Annotated in this window: 14 protein-coding genes; 6 read left to right on the forward strand and 8 right to left on the reverse strand. The window is 73.1% G+C overall.

From position 1 onward, the window contains the following. Positions 1–104 precede the first annotated feature (104 nt). Complete coding sequence (locus tag ACFVS0_RS12585; RefSeq protein WP_430588164.1) at positions 105–1,295, reverse strand: MFS transporter; 1,191 nt, start codon at positions 1,293–1,295, stop codon at positions 105–107. Continuing rightward, positions 1,292–1,948: a GntR family transcriptional regulator gene (locus ACFVS0_RS12590; RefSeq protein WP_430562536.1), complete on the reverse strand. Its 657-nt coding sequence runs from the start codon at positions 1,946–1,948 to the stop codon at positions 1,292–1,294. The genes ACFVS0_RS12585 and ACFVS0_RS12590 overlap by 4 nt, the downstream gene beginning before the upstream one ends. An 87-nt stretch (positions 1,949–2,035) precedes the next feature. Here ACFVS0_RS12590 and ACFVS0_RS12595 point away from each other — a divergent pair, with 87 nt between their 5' ends. Together ACFVS0_RS12595 and ACFVS0_RS12600 are read left to right on the forward strand one after the other, a co-directional pair. Next, positions 2,036–3,262 carry a hypothetical protein gene (locus ACFVS0_RS12595; RefSeq protein ID WP_430588165.1) on the forward strand — a complete coding sequence of 409 codons (1,227 nt, stop codon included), beginning with the start codon at positions 2,036–2,038 and terminating at the stop codon, positions 3,260–3,262. 44 nt (positions 3,263–3,306) lie between these two features. Beyond that, complete coding sequence (locus ACFVS0_RS12600) at positions 3,307–7,029, forward strand: TM0106 family RecB-like putative nuclease (RefSeq protein ID WP_430588166.1); 3,723 nt, start codon at positions 3,307–3,309, stop codon at positions 7,027–7,029. Here ACFVS0_RS12600 and ACFVS0_RS12605 read toward each other — a convergent pair. Together ACFVS0_RS12605 and ACFVS0_RS12610 are read right to left on the reverse strand one after the other, a co-directional pair. Next, entirely contained in the window at positions 7,026–7,796 is a 771-nt protein-coding gene (locus ACFVS0_RS12605) for a hypothetical protein (protein WP_430588167.1), read from the reverse strand. The two genes, ACFVS0_RS12600 and ACFVS0_RS12605, sit on opposite strands and share 4 nt — an antisense overlap. Positions 7,797–7,915: 119 nt before the next feature. Further along, a complete protein-coding gene (locus ACFVS0_RS12610; protein ID WP_079576569.1) occupies positions 7,916–8,119 on the reverse strand; it encodes a transcription antiterminator/RNA stability regulator CspE in 204 nt (67 codons plus the stop codon). 280 nt (positions 8,120–8,399) lie between these two features. Between ACFVS0_RS12610 and ACFVS0_RS12615 the strand changes: the two genes are divergently transcribed. The 3 genes from ACFVS0_RS12615 to ACFVS0_RS12625 all read left to right on the forward strand — a co-directional run bounded on the left by ACFVS0_RS12615 (position 8,400) and on the right by ACFVS0_RS12625 (position 11,919). Beyond that, a complete protein-coding gene (locus ACFVS0_RS12615; RefSeq protein ID WP_430588168.1) occupies positions 8,400–9,254 on the forward strand; it encodes an aldo/keto reductase in 855 nt (284 codons plus the stop codon). Between the two features lie 161 nt (positions 9,255–9,415). Continuing rightward, entirely contained in the window at positions 9,416–10,705 is a 1,290-nt protein-coding gene (locus ACFVS0_RS12620) for an ABC transporter substrate-binding protein (protein WP_430550920.1), read from the forward strand. 320 nt (positions 10,706–11,025) lie between these two features. Continuing rightward, positions 11,026–11,919, forward strand: coding sequence for a hypothetical protein (locus ACFVS0_RS12625; protein ID WP_430588169.1), 894 nt, complete (start codon positions 11,026–11,028; stop codon positions 11,917–11,919). A gap of 172 nt (positions 11,920–12,091) precedes the next feature. On the opposite strand, the gene ACFVS0_RS12630 is transcribed toward ACFVS0_RS12625, so the two are convergent. Genes ACFVS0_RS12630 through ACFVS0_RS12645 form a run of 4 tightly spaced genes read right to left on the reverse strand, consistent with a single transcriptional unit; the run spans position 12,092 to position 16,397 of the window. Then, positions 12,092–12,877 carry an ABC transporter ATP-binding protein gene (locus tag ACFVS0_RS12630; protein WP_430550922.1) on the reverse strand — a complete coding sequence of 262 codons (786 nt, stop codon included), beginning with the start codon at positions 12,875–12,877 and terminating at the stop codon, positions 12,092–12,094. After that, positions 12,874–13,854, reverse strand: coding sequence for an ABC transporter ATP-binding protein (locus ACFVS0_RS12635; RefSeq protein ID WP_430550923.1), 981 nt, complete (start codon positions 13,852–13,854; stop codon positions 12,874–12,876). The genes ACFVS0_RS12630 and ACFVS0_RS12635 overlap by 4 nt, the downstream gene beginning before the upstream one ends. Position 13,855: 1 nt before the next feature. Next, complete coding sequence (locus ACFVS0_RS12640; protein WP_430550924.1) at positions 13,856–14,857, reverse strand: branched-chain amino acid ABC transporter permease; 1,002 nt, start codon at positions 14,855–14,857, stop codon at positions 13,856–13,858. Between the two features lie 13 nt (positions 14,858–14,870). Beyond that, positions 14,871–16,397, reverse strand: coding sequence for a branched-chain amino acid ABC transporter permease (locus ACFVS0_RS12645; RefSeq protein ID WP_430550925.1), 1,527 nt, complete (start codon positions 16,395–16,397; stop codon positions 14,871–14,873). 240 nt (positions 16,398–16,637) lie between these two features. Between ACFVS0_RS12645 and ACFVS0_RS12650 the strand changes: the two genes are divergently transcribed. Further along, complete coding sequence (locus tag ACFVS0_RS12650) at positions 16,638–18,863, forward strand: S9 family peptidase (protein WP_430588237.1); 2,226 nt, start codon at positions 16,638–16,640, stop codon at positions 18,861–18,863. Positions 18,864–18,868: the final 5 nt, after the last annotated feature.

The raw sequence follows: 18,868 nt of genomic DNA on the forward strand, positions 1-18,868 counted from the left end.
ACACTCCTTGGTCGTCGAGCGGCACCCACTATGTCGGAAACCGCCCTCCCCGGTCCATGCGCCCGCGATGCGTCAGGGACCGGGACGGGGTCGACGACGGCCGGTCAGGCCCCCGGGAGGTGCTTGCGGTAGTGCGCGACCACGACGCCCGTGGACACCGCGCCGAGCGCCACGAGGACGACGAAGAGCTGCGTCGTCGTGAACGGCGGGGTGATGGCGGCCATGATCGCGGGCGTGAGGAAGCCGGCGTACGCGACGGCGTAGAACACGCCCGTGAGGCCGGCGAGGTGGCGCGGCCCGGCGATGCGCTGCACCTCCAGGAGCCCTGACGACAGGCCGATCCCCATGCCCGCGCCACCCACGACGGCGGCCCCGACGCCCCACCACGGGGAGCCGGACACGACCACCGCGCCGACGCACGCCACCGCGAGCGTGAGGGCCCCCGCGGCGACGGCCAGCCCGCGCGCGGAGTCGACGGCGTCGAGCCGCTTGGCGGCGGGCTGCACCACGGCAGCCACGCCGAGCGCCACCACGGTGAGCAACGTGGCGTACGCCACGCCGAAACCCTGCGTCTGGTCGCGCAGCAGGACCGGCGCGTACCCGTAGGTGAGCGCCGCGACGACGAAGATCCACGGCGCGACGACCGCGACCACCCGCGTGAACCGGAGGTGGCCCGCCGGGGGCACCCGCAGCCCGCGCCACCACGGCCCGGCCTCGCCGCCGAACGCGTTCGACTCCGGCGTGCGGAGCACGACCAGCAGGAACGGTGCCGTGACGACCAGGTGCACCACGAACGGCAGCACCTCGGGCCACGGGCCCCACTGCGCCAGCGCGCCCGCGACGAGCGCGCCCAGGGCGGACCCGAGCGTGAACGCGAGGGACGCGCGGCGCGCGCCCGAGCCGGCGTCCGCCCCCCGGTCGTAGGGCACCTGCGAGAGCTCCTTGATCCAGCTCGTGCCGACCGATGTCGCCGTCCCGACCGTGATGCCGGCGAGCAGCCGCCCCACGTAGATCGGGACGGGGCCGAGGACGCCGAGCGCGAGCACGGCGCTCGCGACCATGCCGCAGACGGTCCCCACGAGCATCACGGGGCGGCGGCCGAACCGGTCGGAGAGCGTCCCGGCGACGAGCAGCGCGGGCGCGAGGCCGAGCACGTACACGCCGAGGAACGCGTTGACGGTGGCGTCGCCGTACCCCTGCACCTCCTCGTACATGAGCAGCACGGGCGTGAACTGGTTGCCGGCCCACGAGGAGACGAACAGCGCGGCGAACGCGCCGAGCCACGGGCGCCTCACAGGATGCCCCGGTGCCGGCGGACGTGGTCGTGCAGCAGGTCGCAGTACGTGTCGGCGTCGCCCTGCTCGACGGCGGCGAGCATCGCCTCGTGCTCGGCGAGCGCGGCCGCGACCTCGTCCGCCCCGACGTGCAGGTGCTGGAACATGAGCCGCAGCTGCCGGTCGCGCAGCAGCCCCATGAACTGGATCGCCGTCTGGTTGCGCGACGCCCGGACGAGCACGCCGTGGAACGCCGAGTCGGCCACGACGAACGCCTGGACGTCGTCCGCGGCGGCCGCGCGTCGCTGCGTGTCGAGGTGCGTGCGCAGCTCGCCGACGACGGCGGCCGCAGGGCGCCCGTGAGCCAGCGCGCGGCGGGCGGTCGAACGCTCGACGGCCTCGCGCATCTCGAGCACGTCGCGCGCCTCGTCGGGAGCCATCGGCACGACGGCGGCCCCCCGCCGCGGCGCGACGGCGAGCAGCCGCTCGGCGTCGAGCCGCAGGAACGCCTCGTGCACGGGGGTGCGGCTGATGCCGAGCTCCGCCGCGACGTCGCCCTCGGACAGCAGCACGCCGCCGGCCGCCTCCCCCGAGAGGATCTTCGCCTTGGTGTGCTGGTACGCGCGCTCGGCGGCGCTGAGCGGCGGCGCGGGGGTCGCGGAGGGTTCTGTCACCCGAGGCAACCTACGCTTGCATCCAACTTGCATGCAAGATGACGGAGGTGATGTCGACCGTAGCCGGAAGCCGCCTACGCTTCCCGCATGCTGCTGGCGATCGTGCGTGCACCCCAGGCCGACATCGTCCGCCTCCCTGACCGGTTCCGGCTGGAGTCGGTGGGCCCGACGTCGACGTCGGGGTGGACCGCGGTGTGGTGCGAGACGCTCGCCCCGCTGGAACCCCTGAGCACCGTCGTCGCGGTGGACGAGGGCTTGGGTCGACTGTCGCTGCACGTCGACGTCGATGGCGCTTCGGCCGCGTGGGACTGGTCGGAGAACCCGGCAACCGACGCCCAGGTGCTCGCCGCCACGCAGGCGCTGTGTCGCGCTCTCGGCCCGCCCAGGGAATCCGACGGCCTGGAGCATCGGCTGGCGGCTGCCATCGCCGACGAGGAGCTGGTCGATGTCCTCGCCGACGAGTTCGAGCTCCCCGACCTCGACGAGTCGGAGCCGCGTCGGGCCGTCGTCCTGCACCGCGGTGACCCCGCGGGTGCGCGACTCGCGGCACGGATCGTCGCGCGAGCCACGGGACCCGTCTGCGCCGCCGACCTGGGCGACGCCTGGACGGTGCTGGTCACGGAGGACCCGCTCGACGCCGACCACCTGGCGGTAGCGGTGGCCGAGGGGGCGTCGCGCCGGTCGGCGACGCTCGTGCTGTGGCGCGGGGCGGGTGACGCGCGCGGGGCATGGACTGTGAGCAAGTACGCGCGGACCGAGGCGACCTGGGGCACCGGCTGGTGGTCTCCCGGTGACCGCGACGTCGAGGAGCGCGAGGAGGGTGTCCGGGGCCTTGCCGCGGAGGTCGGCGTCGGCGTCGACCCCGAAGGGCTCCGCGCACTGGTCGCCGCCGATCACGACCATGAACCGCTCGCCAGGCTGGTCGGCGTCCTGGGACTGCCGGGCGAGGCATTGGCCGTCCTCGACGAACGACCCGAGGCGCCCGCGCTCGAACGGATGGAGCCGGCGTCGTGGCGGCAGGCCGCGGTCGAGGCCGGCAGAGCGTCGGATTCCTGGGACCTTGCCCTCCCGTTCATGTCCCGGTGGCCCCGCACCGCGGTCGCCGCCGTCCTCGCGGTCATGCTCATCATGCTGGCCCTGACAGTCCTCTCGGTGGGCGTGCTGGCCACCGGCGGCGCCTTCGTGGACCAGGACGGTGTCTCCGCGAGCGACTGGGCCTTCGCTGGGATCAGCGTCGTGCTGCTCGCCCTCTATGTCGGGTTGGCCGTGGTCGTGGTCGGGCGCTACCGCCGCGGTCGTCAGGGAGCGCCGTAGCCGACCCTGGCCGCCGTGTCGGTCGCCGCTGGTAGACCGGGGGCATGTTCCTCCTGGACGCGGACCGCACCACCGACGGCGGCGGCGAACCCGCCGTCGTGCACTCCGCGAGCGACCTGGTCGTGGCCGCCGAGTGCGAGTTCCGGCTGCTGCGCCGCCTCGACGAGCTGCTCGGCCGGGTGCCGCGGCGCGAGCGCGAGGCCGACGTGATGCTCGAGCGGACCGCGGCCCTGGGCGACGCGCACGAGCGCCGGGTGCTGGACGAGTACGTGGCCCGGTTCGGGCGCTCGGACGGCGGGCCGGGCGGCGTCGTCGAGGTCGGGCCGCCGGCCCGGCTCACGCGGGACGGGCTGGAGGCGGCGCACGGCGCGACCCTCGCGGCGATCGAGGCGGGTGCGGACGTCGTCGCGCAGGCGACGTTCTTCGACGGCGAGTTCCACGGCCGGGCCGACTTCCTGGTCCGCGACCCGCTGGGCGACCTCGACGTCGGTCCGGGGCGTCCGGGGGAGCATGCCGCCGCCGCGCTGCCGCGCTACGCCGTCCTCGAGACCAAGCTGGCGCGGCGGGCCAAGGTGACCGCGCTGCTGCAGCTCGCGGCGTACGCCGACCAGCTCGCCGCCGCGCACGTCGACCCGACGGACACCGTCCACCTGGTGCTCGGCACCCGCGTCACCAGCTCCCACCGGCTCGCCGAGCTGTTGCCCGTGCTCCAGCAGCGGCGGGCCCGGCTGCGGGAGGTCGTCGCCGCGCACCGTGCCGACGACGGCCCCCTGGCCTGGGGCGACGAGCGGTTCACCGCCTGCGGCCGGTGCCCCGCCTGTGCCGAGGAGGCTGCCGCGCACCGCGACGTCCTGCTCGTCGGGGGTGTCTACGAGCAGCAGCGTGCACGCCTCCTCGCGGGCGGCATCACCACCATCGACGAGCTCGCGAAGGCCGAGGACCCGCCCGCCGGGATGCCGGCCCGCGGCTTCGAGCGCGTGCGCGACCAGGCACGGCTGCAGCTCGGCACGGGGGAGTGGGACGGCGAGGTGGCCTACGACGACCACGGCGAGCCCGCCACGATCCGCTGGCAGCTGCCCGACACGTCCGCGGTGCGCCGGCTGCCGCCGCCCAGCCCTGGCGACGTCTTCTTCGACTTCGAGGGCGACCCCCTGTGGTCCGACCCGCAGGGCGAGCAGTGGGGGCAGCAGACCGGGCTCGACTACCTGTTCGGCCTGGTCGAGCGGCCCGACGCCGCGGGGGAGGCCCCGCCGTTCCGCGCGTTCTGGGCCCACGACCTGGGACAGGAACGGCAGGCCCTGGTCGACTTCGTGGACTACCTCGCCGAGCGGCGGCGACGGTACCCGGACCTGCACGTCTACCACTACGCGTCGTACGAGCGGGTCCACCTGCTGTCCATCGCCGCCCGGCACGGCGTCTACGAGGAGGAGGTGGACCAGCTGCTGCGCGACGGCGTGCTGGTGGACCTCTACGCCGTCGTGCGGTCGTCGCTGCGGATCTCCGACCGCTCCAAGTCGATCAAGAAGCTCGAGCCGCTGTACATGGGCGACGAGCTGCGGTCGGGCGACGTCACCACCGCGGCGGCGTCCATCGTCGCCTACGCCGAGTACACGGCCCTGCGCGACGCCGGCCGCGGCGGCGAGGCCGACGCCCTGCTGCGCGACATCGCCGACTACAACCGGTACGACTGCGTCTCCACCCTGCGGCTGTTCGACTGGCTGCGCGGGGCGGCCGACGTGGTCGACGCCCGGGCCGCCGAGGGCACCCCCTCGGCCGAGGCTGCGGTCCCGTCGCCGGTCGAGCCCACCGAGCCGGTCGAGCCCGCCCCGGAGACGCCGCGGCAGGCGGCGACGCGCGAGTCGCGCGAGCGACGGCTGGGCCTGGAGGCCGAGGTGCGCGAGCGGGTCGGCGAGGACCGCGGCGCCCGCGACGACGAGGCGCAGGCGCTCGCGATGATCGGCGCGTCGCTGGGCTACTGGCGCCGGGAGAGCAAGCCGTTCTGGCACGAGCACTACTCGCGGCTCGAGCTGCCGCCGGACGAGTGGCAGGGCCGCCGGAACACGTTTCACGTGGAACGCGCGACCGTCGTCCAGGACTGGCTCGTCGAGGACGGCCGGCGCGCGCCGGCGCGGGTGCTGGAGCTGGTCGGTCGGCTGTCGGAGGGCTCCGAGCTGGGCGCCGGCGCGGTGCCGTTCGTCCTCTACGACGACCCCGCGCCCGACGCGGTGACCGTGCCGGCGAACGCCGTGCGCGGGTTCCACGGCGGCGCGACGATCGTCGACGCCGTCCGGCGGCAGACCGAGGCGGGGGAGCGGGACGTCCTGCTGCTGCGCGAGCAGGTCCGCGTCGGCGCGGAGACGTTCGACGCGCTGCCGATGGCGCTCACGCCGTCGAGCGGGCCGCGCGCCGACCCGCAGGAGCAGGCGCTCGAGGACGTGGCGAGGCGCGCGCTCACGGCGTGGGACGCCGATCGCGCGATGCCCGACGGCCCGGCCGCGGACCTGCTGCGCCGCCGGCCCCCGCGCCTGACCGGGGGAGGGGCGCTGCCCGACGTCGTCGACGGAGACTTCACCGCCGCGGTGCTCGGCGCGACGCGCGACCTCGACCGCTCCTACCTCGCGGTGCAGGGACCGCCCGGCACCGGCAAGACGCACGTCGGCTCGCACGTCGTCGCAGCGCTGGTCGCCGAGGGCTGGCGGGTGGGCGTCGTCGCGCAGTCGCACGCGGCGGTGGAGAACATGCTGCGCGCCGTCGTCGAGAAGGCCGGCGTCCCCGCCGAGCGGGTGGCCAGGAAGCGGCCGTCCGACGGGGCCCCGCACGCCCCGTCGGACGCCGCGGTGTGCGCGGAGCTGCCGGGCGACGACCTGGCCGAGTTCTCCCGCCGCGGCCCGGGCGTCGTCGGCGGCACGGCCTGGGACTTCGCGCACCCCGGCCGCTGGCCGGACGACGACCTCGACCTGCTGGTCGTGGACGAGGCCGGCCAGTTCTCCCTCGCGTCCACGATCGCGGTATCCCGGTCCGCACGTCGCCTGCTGCTCCTGGGGGACCCGCAGCAGCTGCCGCAGGTCAGCCGCGGGCGTCACCCCGAGCCCGTCGACCGGTCGGCGCTCGGCTGGCTCGCGGACGGCCGCGACGTGCTGCCGCCCGGGCTCGGCTACTTCCTGGCGCGGTCGTGGCGGATGCACCCCGCCCTCTGCGAGGCGGTGTCCCAGCTCGCGTACGAGGGGCGGCTGGGGGCCCACGAGACCGTGGCCCGGCGCCGGCTCGACGGCGTGGCCCCCGGAGTGCACCACGTGCCCGTCCGGCACGTGGGCCGCGGCGTCGCGTCGCCCGAGGAGGCGCAGGAGGTGGTGCGGCAGGCGGCAGGCGTCGTCGGGCGTGCCTGGACCCCGGGTGCCGGGCAGCCCGCACGCCCGCTGGAGCCGCGTGACGTCGTCGTGCTCGCCGCCTACAACGCCCAGGTGTGGGCCGTGCGGCGCGCGCTCGACGACGCCGGGCTCGACGGCGTGCGGGTGGGCACGGTCGACCGGTTCCAGGGCACCGAGGCGCCCGTCGCGATCGTCACGCTCGCGGCGTCCTCCCCGCACGACGTCCCGCGCGGCACCGGGTTCCTGCTGTCCCGGCACCGGGTCAACGTGGCCGTCTCCCGCGGGCAGTGGTGCGCGATCGTCGTGCGGTCGCCCGAGCTCACGGACTACCTGCCGCACACCCCCGAGGGGCTCGGCCGCCTCGGCGCCTTCCTCGGGCTGTGCGAGCGGACGGTCTAGAACCCGCCGAAGTCGCCTCCGCCGAAGTCCCCGCCGAAGTCGCCGAAGCCGCCCGCGTCGCCGCCGCCGTCGTACCCGGGGTCCGCGCCCGAGGCCTCCGAGTACCCGGCGTCGCCGCCGGCGTCCGCCCCTGCGTCGCCCCCGGCCTCGCCGCCCTCGGCTCCCGCCTCGGAGCCGGCGTCGCCGGCGAAGTCCTGCGACGGGTCGCCGAAGGCCGGGCCGAAGAGGGCGTTCGCCACGGCCGAGCCGATGACCACGCCCGCGACGGTGCCGAGCAGGCTGGAGCCGACCATCGAGCCGAAGCCCGGACCACGCGCGCCGGAGCCGCCCTGGCCGCGGAACGACTGCTCCAGCGTGCCGGGCCGGCGCATCTCGGCCCGGGTGGCCATGCGGGCGAGGGACTGCGGGTCGTCGGAGGTGGCCCGCTCGTTCGCGGGGAGGCCGGAGCCGACGTCCTCGAGCACGCGGCGCCGCTGCTCCGGCGTCAGGCGGGCGAACGCCTCGGCGTGCGCCTGCTCGACGGCGTCCGGCGGCGCGGTGCGCAGCAGGTAGCGGTAGCGCTCGACGGCCACCTCGTCGGGGTCGCGGTGTGCGGCGGGGCCGCCGGCGCCGGGCCGGCCGGCGGGCTGCTGGCCGGGGTACGGCGCGTAGCCGTGCTTCCCCGGCGCCTCACCCGTGTGCGGCCGGGCGTCGTCGGGCCGGCCTGGCACGCCGTGGTACGTGCGCTCGTCGTGAGTTCTGCCGAGGAGTCGGTCGAGGAATCCCATGACGGTCCAACGATCGCGTCGGGGCGGGCGTTCCCGCCAACGACGACGGCCCGCACCCCGACGAGCGAGGTGCGGGCCGTGCGACTCACGCGGCCGGCGTCAGCCGGCCGGGAGCGAGATCAGAGCGGGCGGACGTTCTCCGCCTGCGGGCCCTTCGGGCCCTGCGTGACGTCGAACTCCACGCGCTGCTCCTCGTCCAGGGACCGGTAGCCCTGGGACTGGATGGCGGAGAAGTGGACGAACACGTCGGCCGAGCCGTCCTCGGGGGCGATGAAGCCGTAGCCCTTCTCGCTGTTGAACCACTTCACGGTTCCGGTGGCCATGCTTACTCCTTCAAGAGGTGTCGACGACCTCGACCGTCGAGATCGCGCATCACGGTGAATCGTCGTCAACTCTTGAGACCAAGGTCCGCCGGGTGACCGCACCAGTCCTTCCGATGCGATCGCCGTGGCGCGGACGGGAACCGTCCGGATCGAGCGAGGCACTGCAACGGGGACAACGGTACGCGAGCGCGAGCACGGGCACCAGTGTTGCCGCACGGGCTGTCCACAGGGTGGTCACCCCGGTGGACGCGAGGTCGGGGGCGGCCGATACAAAGGTGTCATGACCACTTCCCCCGTGCCCTCCCTGCCCCTGTCCGGCGACGTCGAGATCCCCCAGGTCGGTCTCGGTGTCTTCCAGGTGCCCGACGACGGTACCCAGGCCAACGTCGAGCAGGCGCTCGAGCTCGGCTACCGGCACGTCGACACCGCCGCCGGCTACTACAACGAGGCGGGCGTCGGCGCGGCGCTGCGCGCGTCGGGCCTCCCCCGCGAGGACGTCTTCGTCACCACCAAGCTCCGCAACGGGGACCAGGGGTACGAGCAGGCGCTGCGCGCGTTCGAGGACTCCCGCCGCGCGCTCGGCGTCGACCAGGTCGACCTGTACCTGATCCACTGGCCGGTGCCGAGCAAGGACCTGTACGTCGAGACGTGGCGCGCGTTCGAGAAGCTGCTCGCCGAGGGCGCCGTGCGCGCGATCGGGGTGTCCAACTTCCTGGTCGAGCACCTCGACCGTCTCGTCGCGGAGACCGACGTCGTGCCCGCGGTGAACCAGGTCGAGGTGCACCCCACCTTCCAGCAGGCCGCGGTGCAGCAGCGCTGCCGCGAGCTCGGCGTCGCCGTCGAGGCGTACTCGCCGCTCGGTCGCGGGGCCGACCTCGACGCGCCGGCCGTCGTCGCCGCCGCGACGGAGCTCGGCGTCACGCCCGCGCAGGTCGTGCTGCGGTGGGCGGTGCAGCAGGGGCGGATCGTCATCCCCAAGTCGCTGTCCGCCGAGCGGCAGGCCACGAACCTGGACGTCTTCTCGTTCGAGCTGTCGGCCGCGCAGGTGGCGTCGATCGACGCCCTGGAGTCCGGTGTCGAGGGGCGCACGGGGGCGGACCCGGCCACCGCGTCGTTCACGCAGTTCCGCGCCTGATGCGGGGCCGCGGGAGGCCGAGTGTGACCTAGATAACAGGTTCGTCACGATCTGCAGGGAGTGACCCGCGCGACACGTCGGCGACATACAGTCTCGCTACGTTCAGCGGCACTGAATGCGGTGTTGAGCCGCGAATGTCCTACCTCCAAAAGGGGAACAGCATGATCCGACGCACCACGGCCGCCAAGGGCTTGGCCCTCGCGGCAGTCCTCAGCCTCGGCCTCGCAGCCTGCGCCTCGTCCGACGGCGGGAGCGGCGACAGCAGCGAGGGCGGCGGCGGCTCGGCCGAGCCGTTGAAGATCGGCACGATCCTGCCGGTCACGGGCACCCTCGCCTTCCTCGGGCCGCCGGAGATCGCCGGCGTCGGTCTGGCGATCGACGACATCAACGCCGCCGGCGGCGTCCTCGGCAACGACGTCAGCGTCGAGTGGGGCGACTCCGGCGACAGCACCGACCTCTCGGTGGCGACCAGCACGGCGACCGACCTCATCGGCAAGGGCGTCTCCGTCGCCATCGGCGCGGCGTCCTCCGCGGTGTCCCTCGGCGTGGTCGACCAGTTCGCCGAGGCCAGCGTCATGCAGATCTCGCCCGCGAACACGGCGGCGGACCTGTCGGGGTACGGCGAGTTCTTCGCACGCACCGCCCCGCCGGACACCGTCCAGGGGCCGGCGCACGCCGACCTCATCATGGGTGACGGCCACTGCAAGGTCGGCTTCCTCGTGCAGAACGAGGCCTACGGCAACGGCCTGCGCGACTACATCCAGGAGGCGCTCGAGGCCGGTGGGTGCGAGGCGGTCTACGGCGGCAACGGCGAGGGCCACGAGTTCGCGCCGGGCGAGACGAACTTCGGCGCCCAGGTGACCGACCTGCTCGCGCAGAAGCCCGACGCCATCTCGATCGTCGCGTTCGAGGAGACCACCGCCATCGTCAACGAGCTCGTGGCGCAGGGCTGGGACTTCGACGGCACCACGTACTTCGTCGACGGCAACCTCTCCAACTACGGCGACGACTTCGACCCGGGCACCCTCGAGGGCGTCCAGGGCACGCTGCCCGGCGCGCAGGCCGACGACGCCTTCCGCGAGCAGCTGCAGACGTGGTATTCGGAGAACGAGAGCGGCGAGCTCAACGACTTCTCCTACTCCGCCGAGTCGTACGACGCTGTCGTCCTCGCCGCGCTCGCGGCGGTCAAGGGCGACGGCACCGACGGCGCCACGATCTCGAAGAACATCCGTGCGGTGTCGGGTGCCGACGGCGGCACCGAGGTCACGTCGTTCGAGGAGGGCGTCAAGGCGCTCGAGGCCGGCGACGACATCAACTACGTCGGCAAGTCCGGCATCGGGCCGCTCAACGACTCGAACGACCCGACGTCCGCGTTCATCGGCATCTACAAGTACGGCGCCGACAACACCTACACCTACCAGCGGCAGATCGAGGGCAAGATCGAGGAGTGATCCTCGCTCGCTGACCTCGGCACGACGACGGCCCGGACGCTCGCACAGAGCGGCCGGGCCGTCGTCGTGCCGAGGTAGTCCAGATCGTGCCGAGGTAGCACGTGTCGTGCCGAGGTAGTTCAAACCTCCGCGAGGTAGTCCGAGGACGTTGTGCCAGATCTCTGCGCCTCAGACGCTGCCCACAGGCAGGGCTTGTCCACGAACAGCCGATCCGCGAGGGAGGAACGCCGGATTCGGCAGGGTCGTCGCGCGACGGTTCATCCATGAGAGAGGCCGAACACCTTCCTGCGATCAGGCGCATCACCGGGATCCTCGAGAGCATGAACGCTCCCGGCTCGCCGTTGCCCACGATGCTCTCGGCAGACGCCACGCACCCGCCCCTCGTGCCGGACGCGCTGGAGCTCGTCCCGGCCGACGACGTCGTCGTGCCGCCCTCTCACGAGGAGGCGATCCTCGCCCTGGTGCGCGAGGTGGCAGACGGCACCGCGGCGCCGCTGTGGTTCAGCCACGAGACCGCGGCGATGCTTCACGGGGCGTGGACGTATCGCACGCCGCAGCTCGTGCACCTCACGCGCGAAGGGAACCCCCACGTGGACGGGGAGGGCGAACCGTCGGTGCGTCGTCACCACACGCCGATGCCGCAGCAGGACCGGGCCGACGTCCGCGGCATCCCGGTGACGTCGCTCGCGCGCACGCTGGTCGACTGCATCCGTGCCCTCCCGCGCGACGGCGCGCTGGTCGCGTGCGACTCGCTGTTCCGCCGCGGTGCCGACCCGGCGGAGGTCTCCCGCATCGTGTCCGCGTCCCGGGGCAAGCGGGGCGTCGTCCAGGCACGAGAGGTCCTCGACCTGTGCGACCCGCGCTCGGGGTCGCCAGGAGAGACGGTGACGAGGCTCGCTGCCTCGGACGTCGGGCTACCGCGACCCGAGTGCCAGCTCGAGGTGCCGACCGCGCGGGGGACGTTCTACGTCGATCTGGGCTGGGCGGACGTTCGCCTCGTCGTGGAGTTCGACGGACTGGTCAAGTACGACGACGTCGACGTCGAGCGCGTGCTCCGCGACGAAGAGGCTCGGCAGAGTGCGCTCGAGGCCGCCGGGTGGATGGTCGTCCGGGTCCGGTGGGAGGAGCTGGACGACCTGGCGGCGCTGGAGCAGCGCCTGCGCCGCGCGTACCTCGTCGCTCGGCGTCGTGCCTTGCTCGGGCTGACCGCCTGAACGACGACCTATCCTCCCGCGGCAACGGCGGCGGCTGCTCTGTTGAGCGGCCGCCGCCGTACTCGCGAGGTGCCTCCCTGGCCGGGCCCGAACTACCTCGGCCCGAATCGAACTACCTCGGCGCGATGCGAACTACCTCGGCGCGATGCGAACTACCTCGGCGGGGGTGGGGCTACTTCGTGTCCTCGGCGAGGGAGCCGAGGTACAGGGAGATGACCTTCGGGTCGGACTGGAGCTCGCGCCCCGTGCCGGTGTACGCGTCCTTGCCCTGGTCGAGCACGTAGCCGCGGTCGCAGATCTGCAGGCAGCGGCGGGCGTTCTGCTCCACCATGATGATCGACACGCCGGCCTTGTTGATCATCCGGGTGCGCAGGAACGTCTCGTCCTGACGCACCGGGGACAGGCCTGCCGAGGGCTCGTCGAGCAGCAGCACCGACGGGTTCATCATGAGCGCCCGGGCCATGGCCACCATCTGCCGCTCGCCTCCGGACATGGCGCCCGCCCGCTGGGTGCGGCGCTCGTGCAGCACGGGGAACAGGTCGCGGATGAACGACCAGCGCTCGTCGAAGACCCTCGGGCGCAGGTACACCCCCATCCGCATGTTCTCCTCGACCGACAACGACGGGAAGACGTTGTTGGTCTGCGGCACGAACCCGACGCCGCGCGCCACGAGGGTGTTCGCCTTCATCCCGGTGATGTCCTCACCGCCGAGGGTCACGGTGCCGGAGTGGATTTTGACCAGCCCGAACAACGCCTTGAGCAGCGTGGACTTGCCGGCACCGTTGGGGCCGATGATGCCGACCAGCTCGCCCTTGCCCACCTCGATCGAACAGCCGTCGAGGATGTGCACCCCGGGCAGGTAGCCCGCGACGAGGTTGTCGGCCCGCAGCAGGAGCTCCTTCCCCTCGGGGACGCCGCCGGGGTGCGCGGGGGTCGTGAGTGTCGAGGTGTCGCTCATCGCTTCTCCTCCTCGGCCTCGAGGCGGGCCAGGATCTCGGGGTCGAGCAGGGAGTCGTCGCCCAGGTCGGTGTCGTGGTGGGCGCCGAGGTACGCGTCGACCACGGCCTGGTCCTGCATGACGGTCGCCGGCGGGCCCTCGGCCACGATCCGGCCCTCCGCCATCACCACCACCCAGTCGGAGATGTGCCGCACGGCATGCATGTCGTGCTCGACGAACAGGACCGTCATGCCCTCGTCCCGCAGCGCCTGCACGTGCCCCAGGAGGGACTGCACGAGGGCGGGGTTCACGCCCGCCATCGGCTCGTCGAGCATGATCATCGTCGGGTCGGTCATGAGGGCGCGCGCCATCTCGAGCAGCTTGCGCTGCCCGCCGGACAGCGACCCGGCGAAGTCGTCGGCCTTCGCGTCGAGCTTGAACCGGGCGAGGATCTCCATCGCCTTCTCGGTGGCGGCCTTCTCGTGCCCCTGCCAGGTGAACGGCAGCCAGGAGAGCCAGAAGCGCTCGCCGGGGTTCTTCGGGGACGCGAGCAGCATGTTCTGCAGCACCGTGAGCCGCGACAGCGCCTTGGTGAGCTGGAACGTGCGCACCATCCCCTGCTGGGCGACGCGAGCCCCGCTCTTGCCGGCGAGCGACTTCCCCTCGAAGCTCCAGCGCCCGCTCTCGGGGGTGTCGAAGCCGGTGAGCAGGTTGAAGAACGTCGTCTTGCCGGCGCCGTTGGGGCCGATGAGCGCCGTGATGGCGCCACGCTGCACCTCGAGGTGTGCGACGTCGACCGCCGTCATGCCGCCGAAGCGGCGCACGACGTCGTCGGCCACGAGGATGGCGTCCGGCTTGGGCGCCCCGACGACGGGCTCGACCTGCGCGAGGTCGTCGCGCGCCTCGGTGGCGACGGCGGAGGTGGGGGCGACGGCGGCCGCGGCCGCCGCGTCGACGACGGACTCGGGCTGGTCGCCGGCTGTGGTCTCTTCGGACATGTCAGCGGACATTGAAGGCCAGCTCCTTCTTGTTACCGAGGATGCCCTGCGGCCTGAAGATCACGAGGAGCATGAGGGTGATACCCACCAGCATGCCGCCGATCTGCTCCACGTTGGTGGTGCTGATGATCTCTCCCACCCCGGTGTTCTCGGACAGGGCGCGCATCCCGGTGCGCATGAACATGTAGGCGCCGAAGAAGATCATCGCGCCGAGCACCGGGCCGAAGACGGTCGCGGCCCCGCCGAGCAGCAGCACCGTCCACACGAAGAACGTCATGGTGCGGCCCATCGCGTCCGGGGCGATGGTGATCGGCAGCACGTAGAGGACGCCACCGAGCGCGCCGAGCATGCCGCCCAGCACCAGCGACTGCAGCTTGTACGAGTACACGTTCTTGCCGAGCGCCCGCACGGCGTCCTCGTCCTCGCGGATGCCCTTGAGGACGCGGCCCCACGGGCTGCGGGTGATGAGCCAGACGAACAGCAGGGCCAGGGCGACGACGCCCCACGCGAAGAGGCGCGTCCACCAGGAGTCGGAGCCGGTGTTGATGTACTCGAGCGGCCCGATCACCGTGCGACCGTCGGGCAGGGGCGACAGGTCCTGGAAGGTGCCCTTGTAGTTGCGGCCCTGGAGCCCGGAGGCCCCGCCGGTCCACTCCTGCAGCCAGGTGGACCGCCCGATCCACCGGATGATCTCCGCGGCGGAGATGGTGACGATCGCCAGGTAGTCGCCGCGCAGCTGCAGCGTCGGGATGCCGAGGACCAGAGCGAACAACAGCCCCGCGACCAGGGCGACGAGCAGCGCGACGAAGAACGGGGCACCGGCGATCGTCGCGATGCCGAAGCCGTACGCGCCGAGCAGCATGAAGCCCGCCTGGCCCATGTTGAGCAGGCCCGTGTACCCGAAGTGCAGGTTGAGGCCGATCGCCGCGACGGCGTAGGCCGCCGTCGTCGGGGCGATGAGCTCGGCGAGCGACTGGGTGAGGATTCTGAGGAACTCGTCCATGGTCGGTCTCCCTTCAGCCGATCCGCTCGCGGCGGCCCAGGATGCCCTGCGGCCTGATCAGGAGCACGAGGATGAGGATCACGAGCGCCGACGCGTACCGCAGGTCGCTCTGGATCACGAGGTTGGACAGCTCGACGACCAGGCCGATGAGGATCGACCCGACGAGGGCGCCGAAGGCGGTGCCGAGCCCGCCGAGGGTCACGGCCGCGAACATGAGCAGCAGCAGCTGCACGCCGAGCTGCCAGTTGAACGACCCGAACGAGATGCCCCACATGAGCCCGGCCAGCGCGGCGAACGCGGTGGCGAGGATCCACACGACGCGGACCACCTTGTCGGGGTCGATGCCGGTGGCCGAGGCCAGGGCCGGGTTGTCGGACACGGCGCGGGTGGCCCGGCCCAGCCGGGTGCGGGTGAGGAAGAGCGCGAAGCCGATCAGGCACACCAGCGCGACCGCCATCGAGATCCACGACGTCGTGCTGAGGGTGATCCCGAGCAGCGTCAGGGGCCGCGGGTTGGCCGACAGGATGCGCTCCGACCCGCCGCCGATGAGCAGCTGGATCACGTACTGCAGCGTGATCGACAACCCGATCGAGACGATCATCAGCTGCATCACGGGAGTGCCTCTGCGGCGTAGCGGGCGCCAGATGGCCGCATCCTGCGCGACGCCGGTGAGGGCGCAGACGGCGATGGTCAGCAGGCCACCGACCCAGATCGACATCCCCATCTGGTTGATGGCGATGAAGCCGAGCGCGGCGCCGAGGGCGAACTGCTCGCCGTGGGCGAAGTTCGACATCCCGGTGGTGCCGAAGACGAGGTTGAGCCCGATGGACGCGAGCGCGAGCAGCAGGCCGAAGCGGATGCCGGAGCCGAACTGCTGCCACACCTGGCCCCAGGAGAACGCCCGCTCGGAGGCGTCGCCCTCCGGCGCCGTCGCGACGCCGTCACCCTCGGTGGTGGTGTCGGTGCCCGCGTCGGTGCCGTCGTCGCCGCCCGGTGCCGCCGTGGTGGCCTCGGCGCTGGGGCTCTCGGAGGCCACCGCCTCGCCGCCGACCCGGAAGGCGGCCCGTCCGGTGCCGCCGGTCTGGGCGGTGACCTGGAGCTCGGTCGACGCGCCTTCCGGCAGCTGCTCGCCCGCAGGCAGGGACGCGGGGTCGAGGGTGAGGATGTAGCGGCCGACCTCGGGCACCGCCACCGACACGGGAGCGTCGGCCGTGGTGGTGACGGTCTCGTCGAAGCCGCCGGGCCCGGTGATGGTCACCTCGGCGTCGGCGATTCGGTCGCCCGCGTCGTTCATGACGACGACGGCGACGCAGGCGGTCGAGTCGTCGGGTCTGCAGTCGGTCGCGACGGTGGTCGCGACCCTCGTGCCGGTGGTACTTCCTGTGCTGGTGCTGGTGACGGCGCTGCTGGTGTGCGCCACGTCTGCCCCCGGCGTCGCCTGCGCTGGTGGCGAGGCGAGCACAGCGGGTGCGAGGGCGATCGCGAGTGCTGCCACCGTGCGGCGCAGTGCGATCGCCCTGGTCGGTCGGTCCGTCGTCATCGGCCGGGTCCTCCGTGTGTCGATGTCGTTCCCCCGGGGGCGAGCCCGGGGTTCCGCCCGCTCACCCCGTCGATGCAGGGACACTAAAGGCCCCATGTATCCCCGGCGTTTCGCGAGCGTGCCGCGAGTGTAGCCACGAAAATGTGACCCAAATGACAGATCCAGGTCACAGTCCGGCATCACGCGGGCGGAATCCGCGCCTCGCCGCCGCGGACCTAGGCTGGCCGGGTGCCTGACGACCTGACCGCTCCCACAGACCTCGAAGCCTCCGACGACGCCTCCCCTGGAGCCGTCCCCGACCGCGCTCCCGTCGCGGAGCGCCGCCCCACGGTCCGCCGTCACCACGGCGACGAGGTCGTCGACGACTACGAGTGGCTGCGCGACAAGTCCTCGCCCGAGGTGCTGGCGCACCTGGAGGCGGAGAACGCGTGGACGCAGGCGCAGCTGGCGCACCTGGCGCCGCTGCGGCAGGCGGTCTTCGACGAGATCAAGGCGCGCACGCTCGAGTCCGACCTGTCGGTGCCCGTGCGGATGGGCGGGGCCTGGTACTACACGCGCACCGAGGAGGGCCGGCAGTACCCGATCCACGCGCGCGTGCCCGCCGCGGGGGAGTGGGCGCCCCCGCGCATCGAGGCGGGCACGGTGCCGGCGGGCGAGCAGGTGCTGCTCGACCAGAACGCCGCGGCCGCGGGCCACGACTTCTTCTCCCTCGGCTCGTTCGACGTGTCCGAGGACGGGGCGCGGCTGGCCTACGCCGTCGACACCCAGGGCGACGAGCGGTTCACGCTGCGCGTGCGCGACCTGACCACGGGCACGGACCTGCCCGACGTCGTGGAGGACACGTTCCCGGGCGCCGTCCTCACGCCCGACGGCCGGTACGTCTTCTACCCCACGGTCGACGACGCGTGGCGGCCGTACCGGATCTGGCGGCACGAGGTCGGCACGCCGTCGTCCGACGACGTGCTGGTGCTGGAGGAGCCCGACGAGCGGTTCTGGATCGGCGTCGGGCTCACGCGCTCGCACCGCTACCTGGTGATCGAGGCCGGGTCCAAGACGACCAGCGAGGCGCGCGTCCTGGAGGCCGACGACCCGACGGGCGAGTTCCGCGTCGTGTGGGAGCGGCGGGACGACGTCGAGTACACGGTGGAGCACGCCGTGATGGGGGACGGCGAGGGGCGCGACGCGCTCCTCGTGCTGCACAACGACGGGGCGGAGAACTTCGAGCTGGTCGTGACGGACGTCCCCGCGACGGGCGACGGCGCGACGGCGACCCCGCTGGACCCGGCGCAGGCGCGCGTCGTCGTGCCCCACGACCCGGACGTGCGGCTCGAGGGCGTGGACGCCTTCGCCCACCACGTGGTGCTGAGCCTGCGGCGCGAGGCGCTGCCGCGCGTCGCCGTCGTGGACCTTGCCGACACCGCGCGCACCACCGCGGACCAGCCGTGGACGGCGCGGGAGATCGACGTCGACGAGCCGCTGTTCTCCGTGGCCCTCGACGCGAACCCCGCGTGGGAGCAGCCGCTGCTGCGGGTGCAGCACACGTCGTTCGTCACGCCCGCCACCGTGGTGGACGTCGACCTCGCCACCGGTGAGCGGCACGTGCGCAAGCGGCAGCCCGTGCTCGGCGGCTACGACCCGGCCGACTACGCCCAGCACCGCGAGTGGGCGACGGCCGAGGACGGCACGCGCGTGCCGATCAGCCTGGTGTGGCGGCGCGACGCGGTGACGCTCGACGGGTCCGGGACGCGCGCCGAGCCCGCGCCGCTGCTGCTGTACTCGTACGGCGCGTACGAGACGAGCATCGACCCGTACTTCTCCGTCCCGCGCCTCAGCCTGCTCGACCGTGGCGTCGTCCTCGCCGTCGCGCACGTGCGCGGCGGCGGCGAGCTGGGCCGGCACTGGTACGACGAGGGCAAGCTCGCGGCCAAGGAGCACACCTTCAGCGACCTCGTCGCGTGCGGGCGGCACCTCGTGGAGACGGGGTGGACGTCGCCGGAGCGGATGGTGGCCGACGGCGCCAGCGCGGGCGGGCTCACCGTGGGCGCGGCGCTCAACCTGGCGCCCGACCTGTTCGCGGGCGTGCTCGCCGGCGTGCCGTTCGTCGACGCGCTCACCTCGATGCTCGACCCGACGCTGCCGCTCACCGTCGTCGAGTGGGACGAGTGGGGCGACCCCCTGCACGACCCGGAGGTGTACGCCCGCATGAAGGGGTACGCGCCGTACGAGAACGTGCCCGACGACGCGTCGGCCTACCCGCGGGTCCTGGCCACGACGTCCCTGCACGACACGCGCGTGCTGTACGTCGAGCCCGCCAAGTGGGTCGCGCGGCTGCGGGCCGCCGGCGCCCCGGCGCTGCTGAAGATCGAGATGTCCGCCGGGCACGGCGGCGTCTCCGGGCGCTACGCGCGCTGGGAGGAGATCGCGTTCGAGCACGCGTGGACGCTCGACATCCTCGGCGCGGCGTGAGGGAC

It is taken from the genome of Isoptericola sp. NPDC058082 (genome assembly GCF_042885055.1).
GTDB lineage: Bacteria > Actinomycetota > Actinomycetes > Actinomycetales > Cellulomonadaceae > Isoptericola.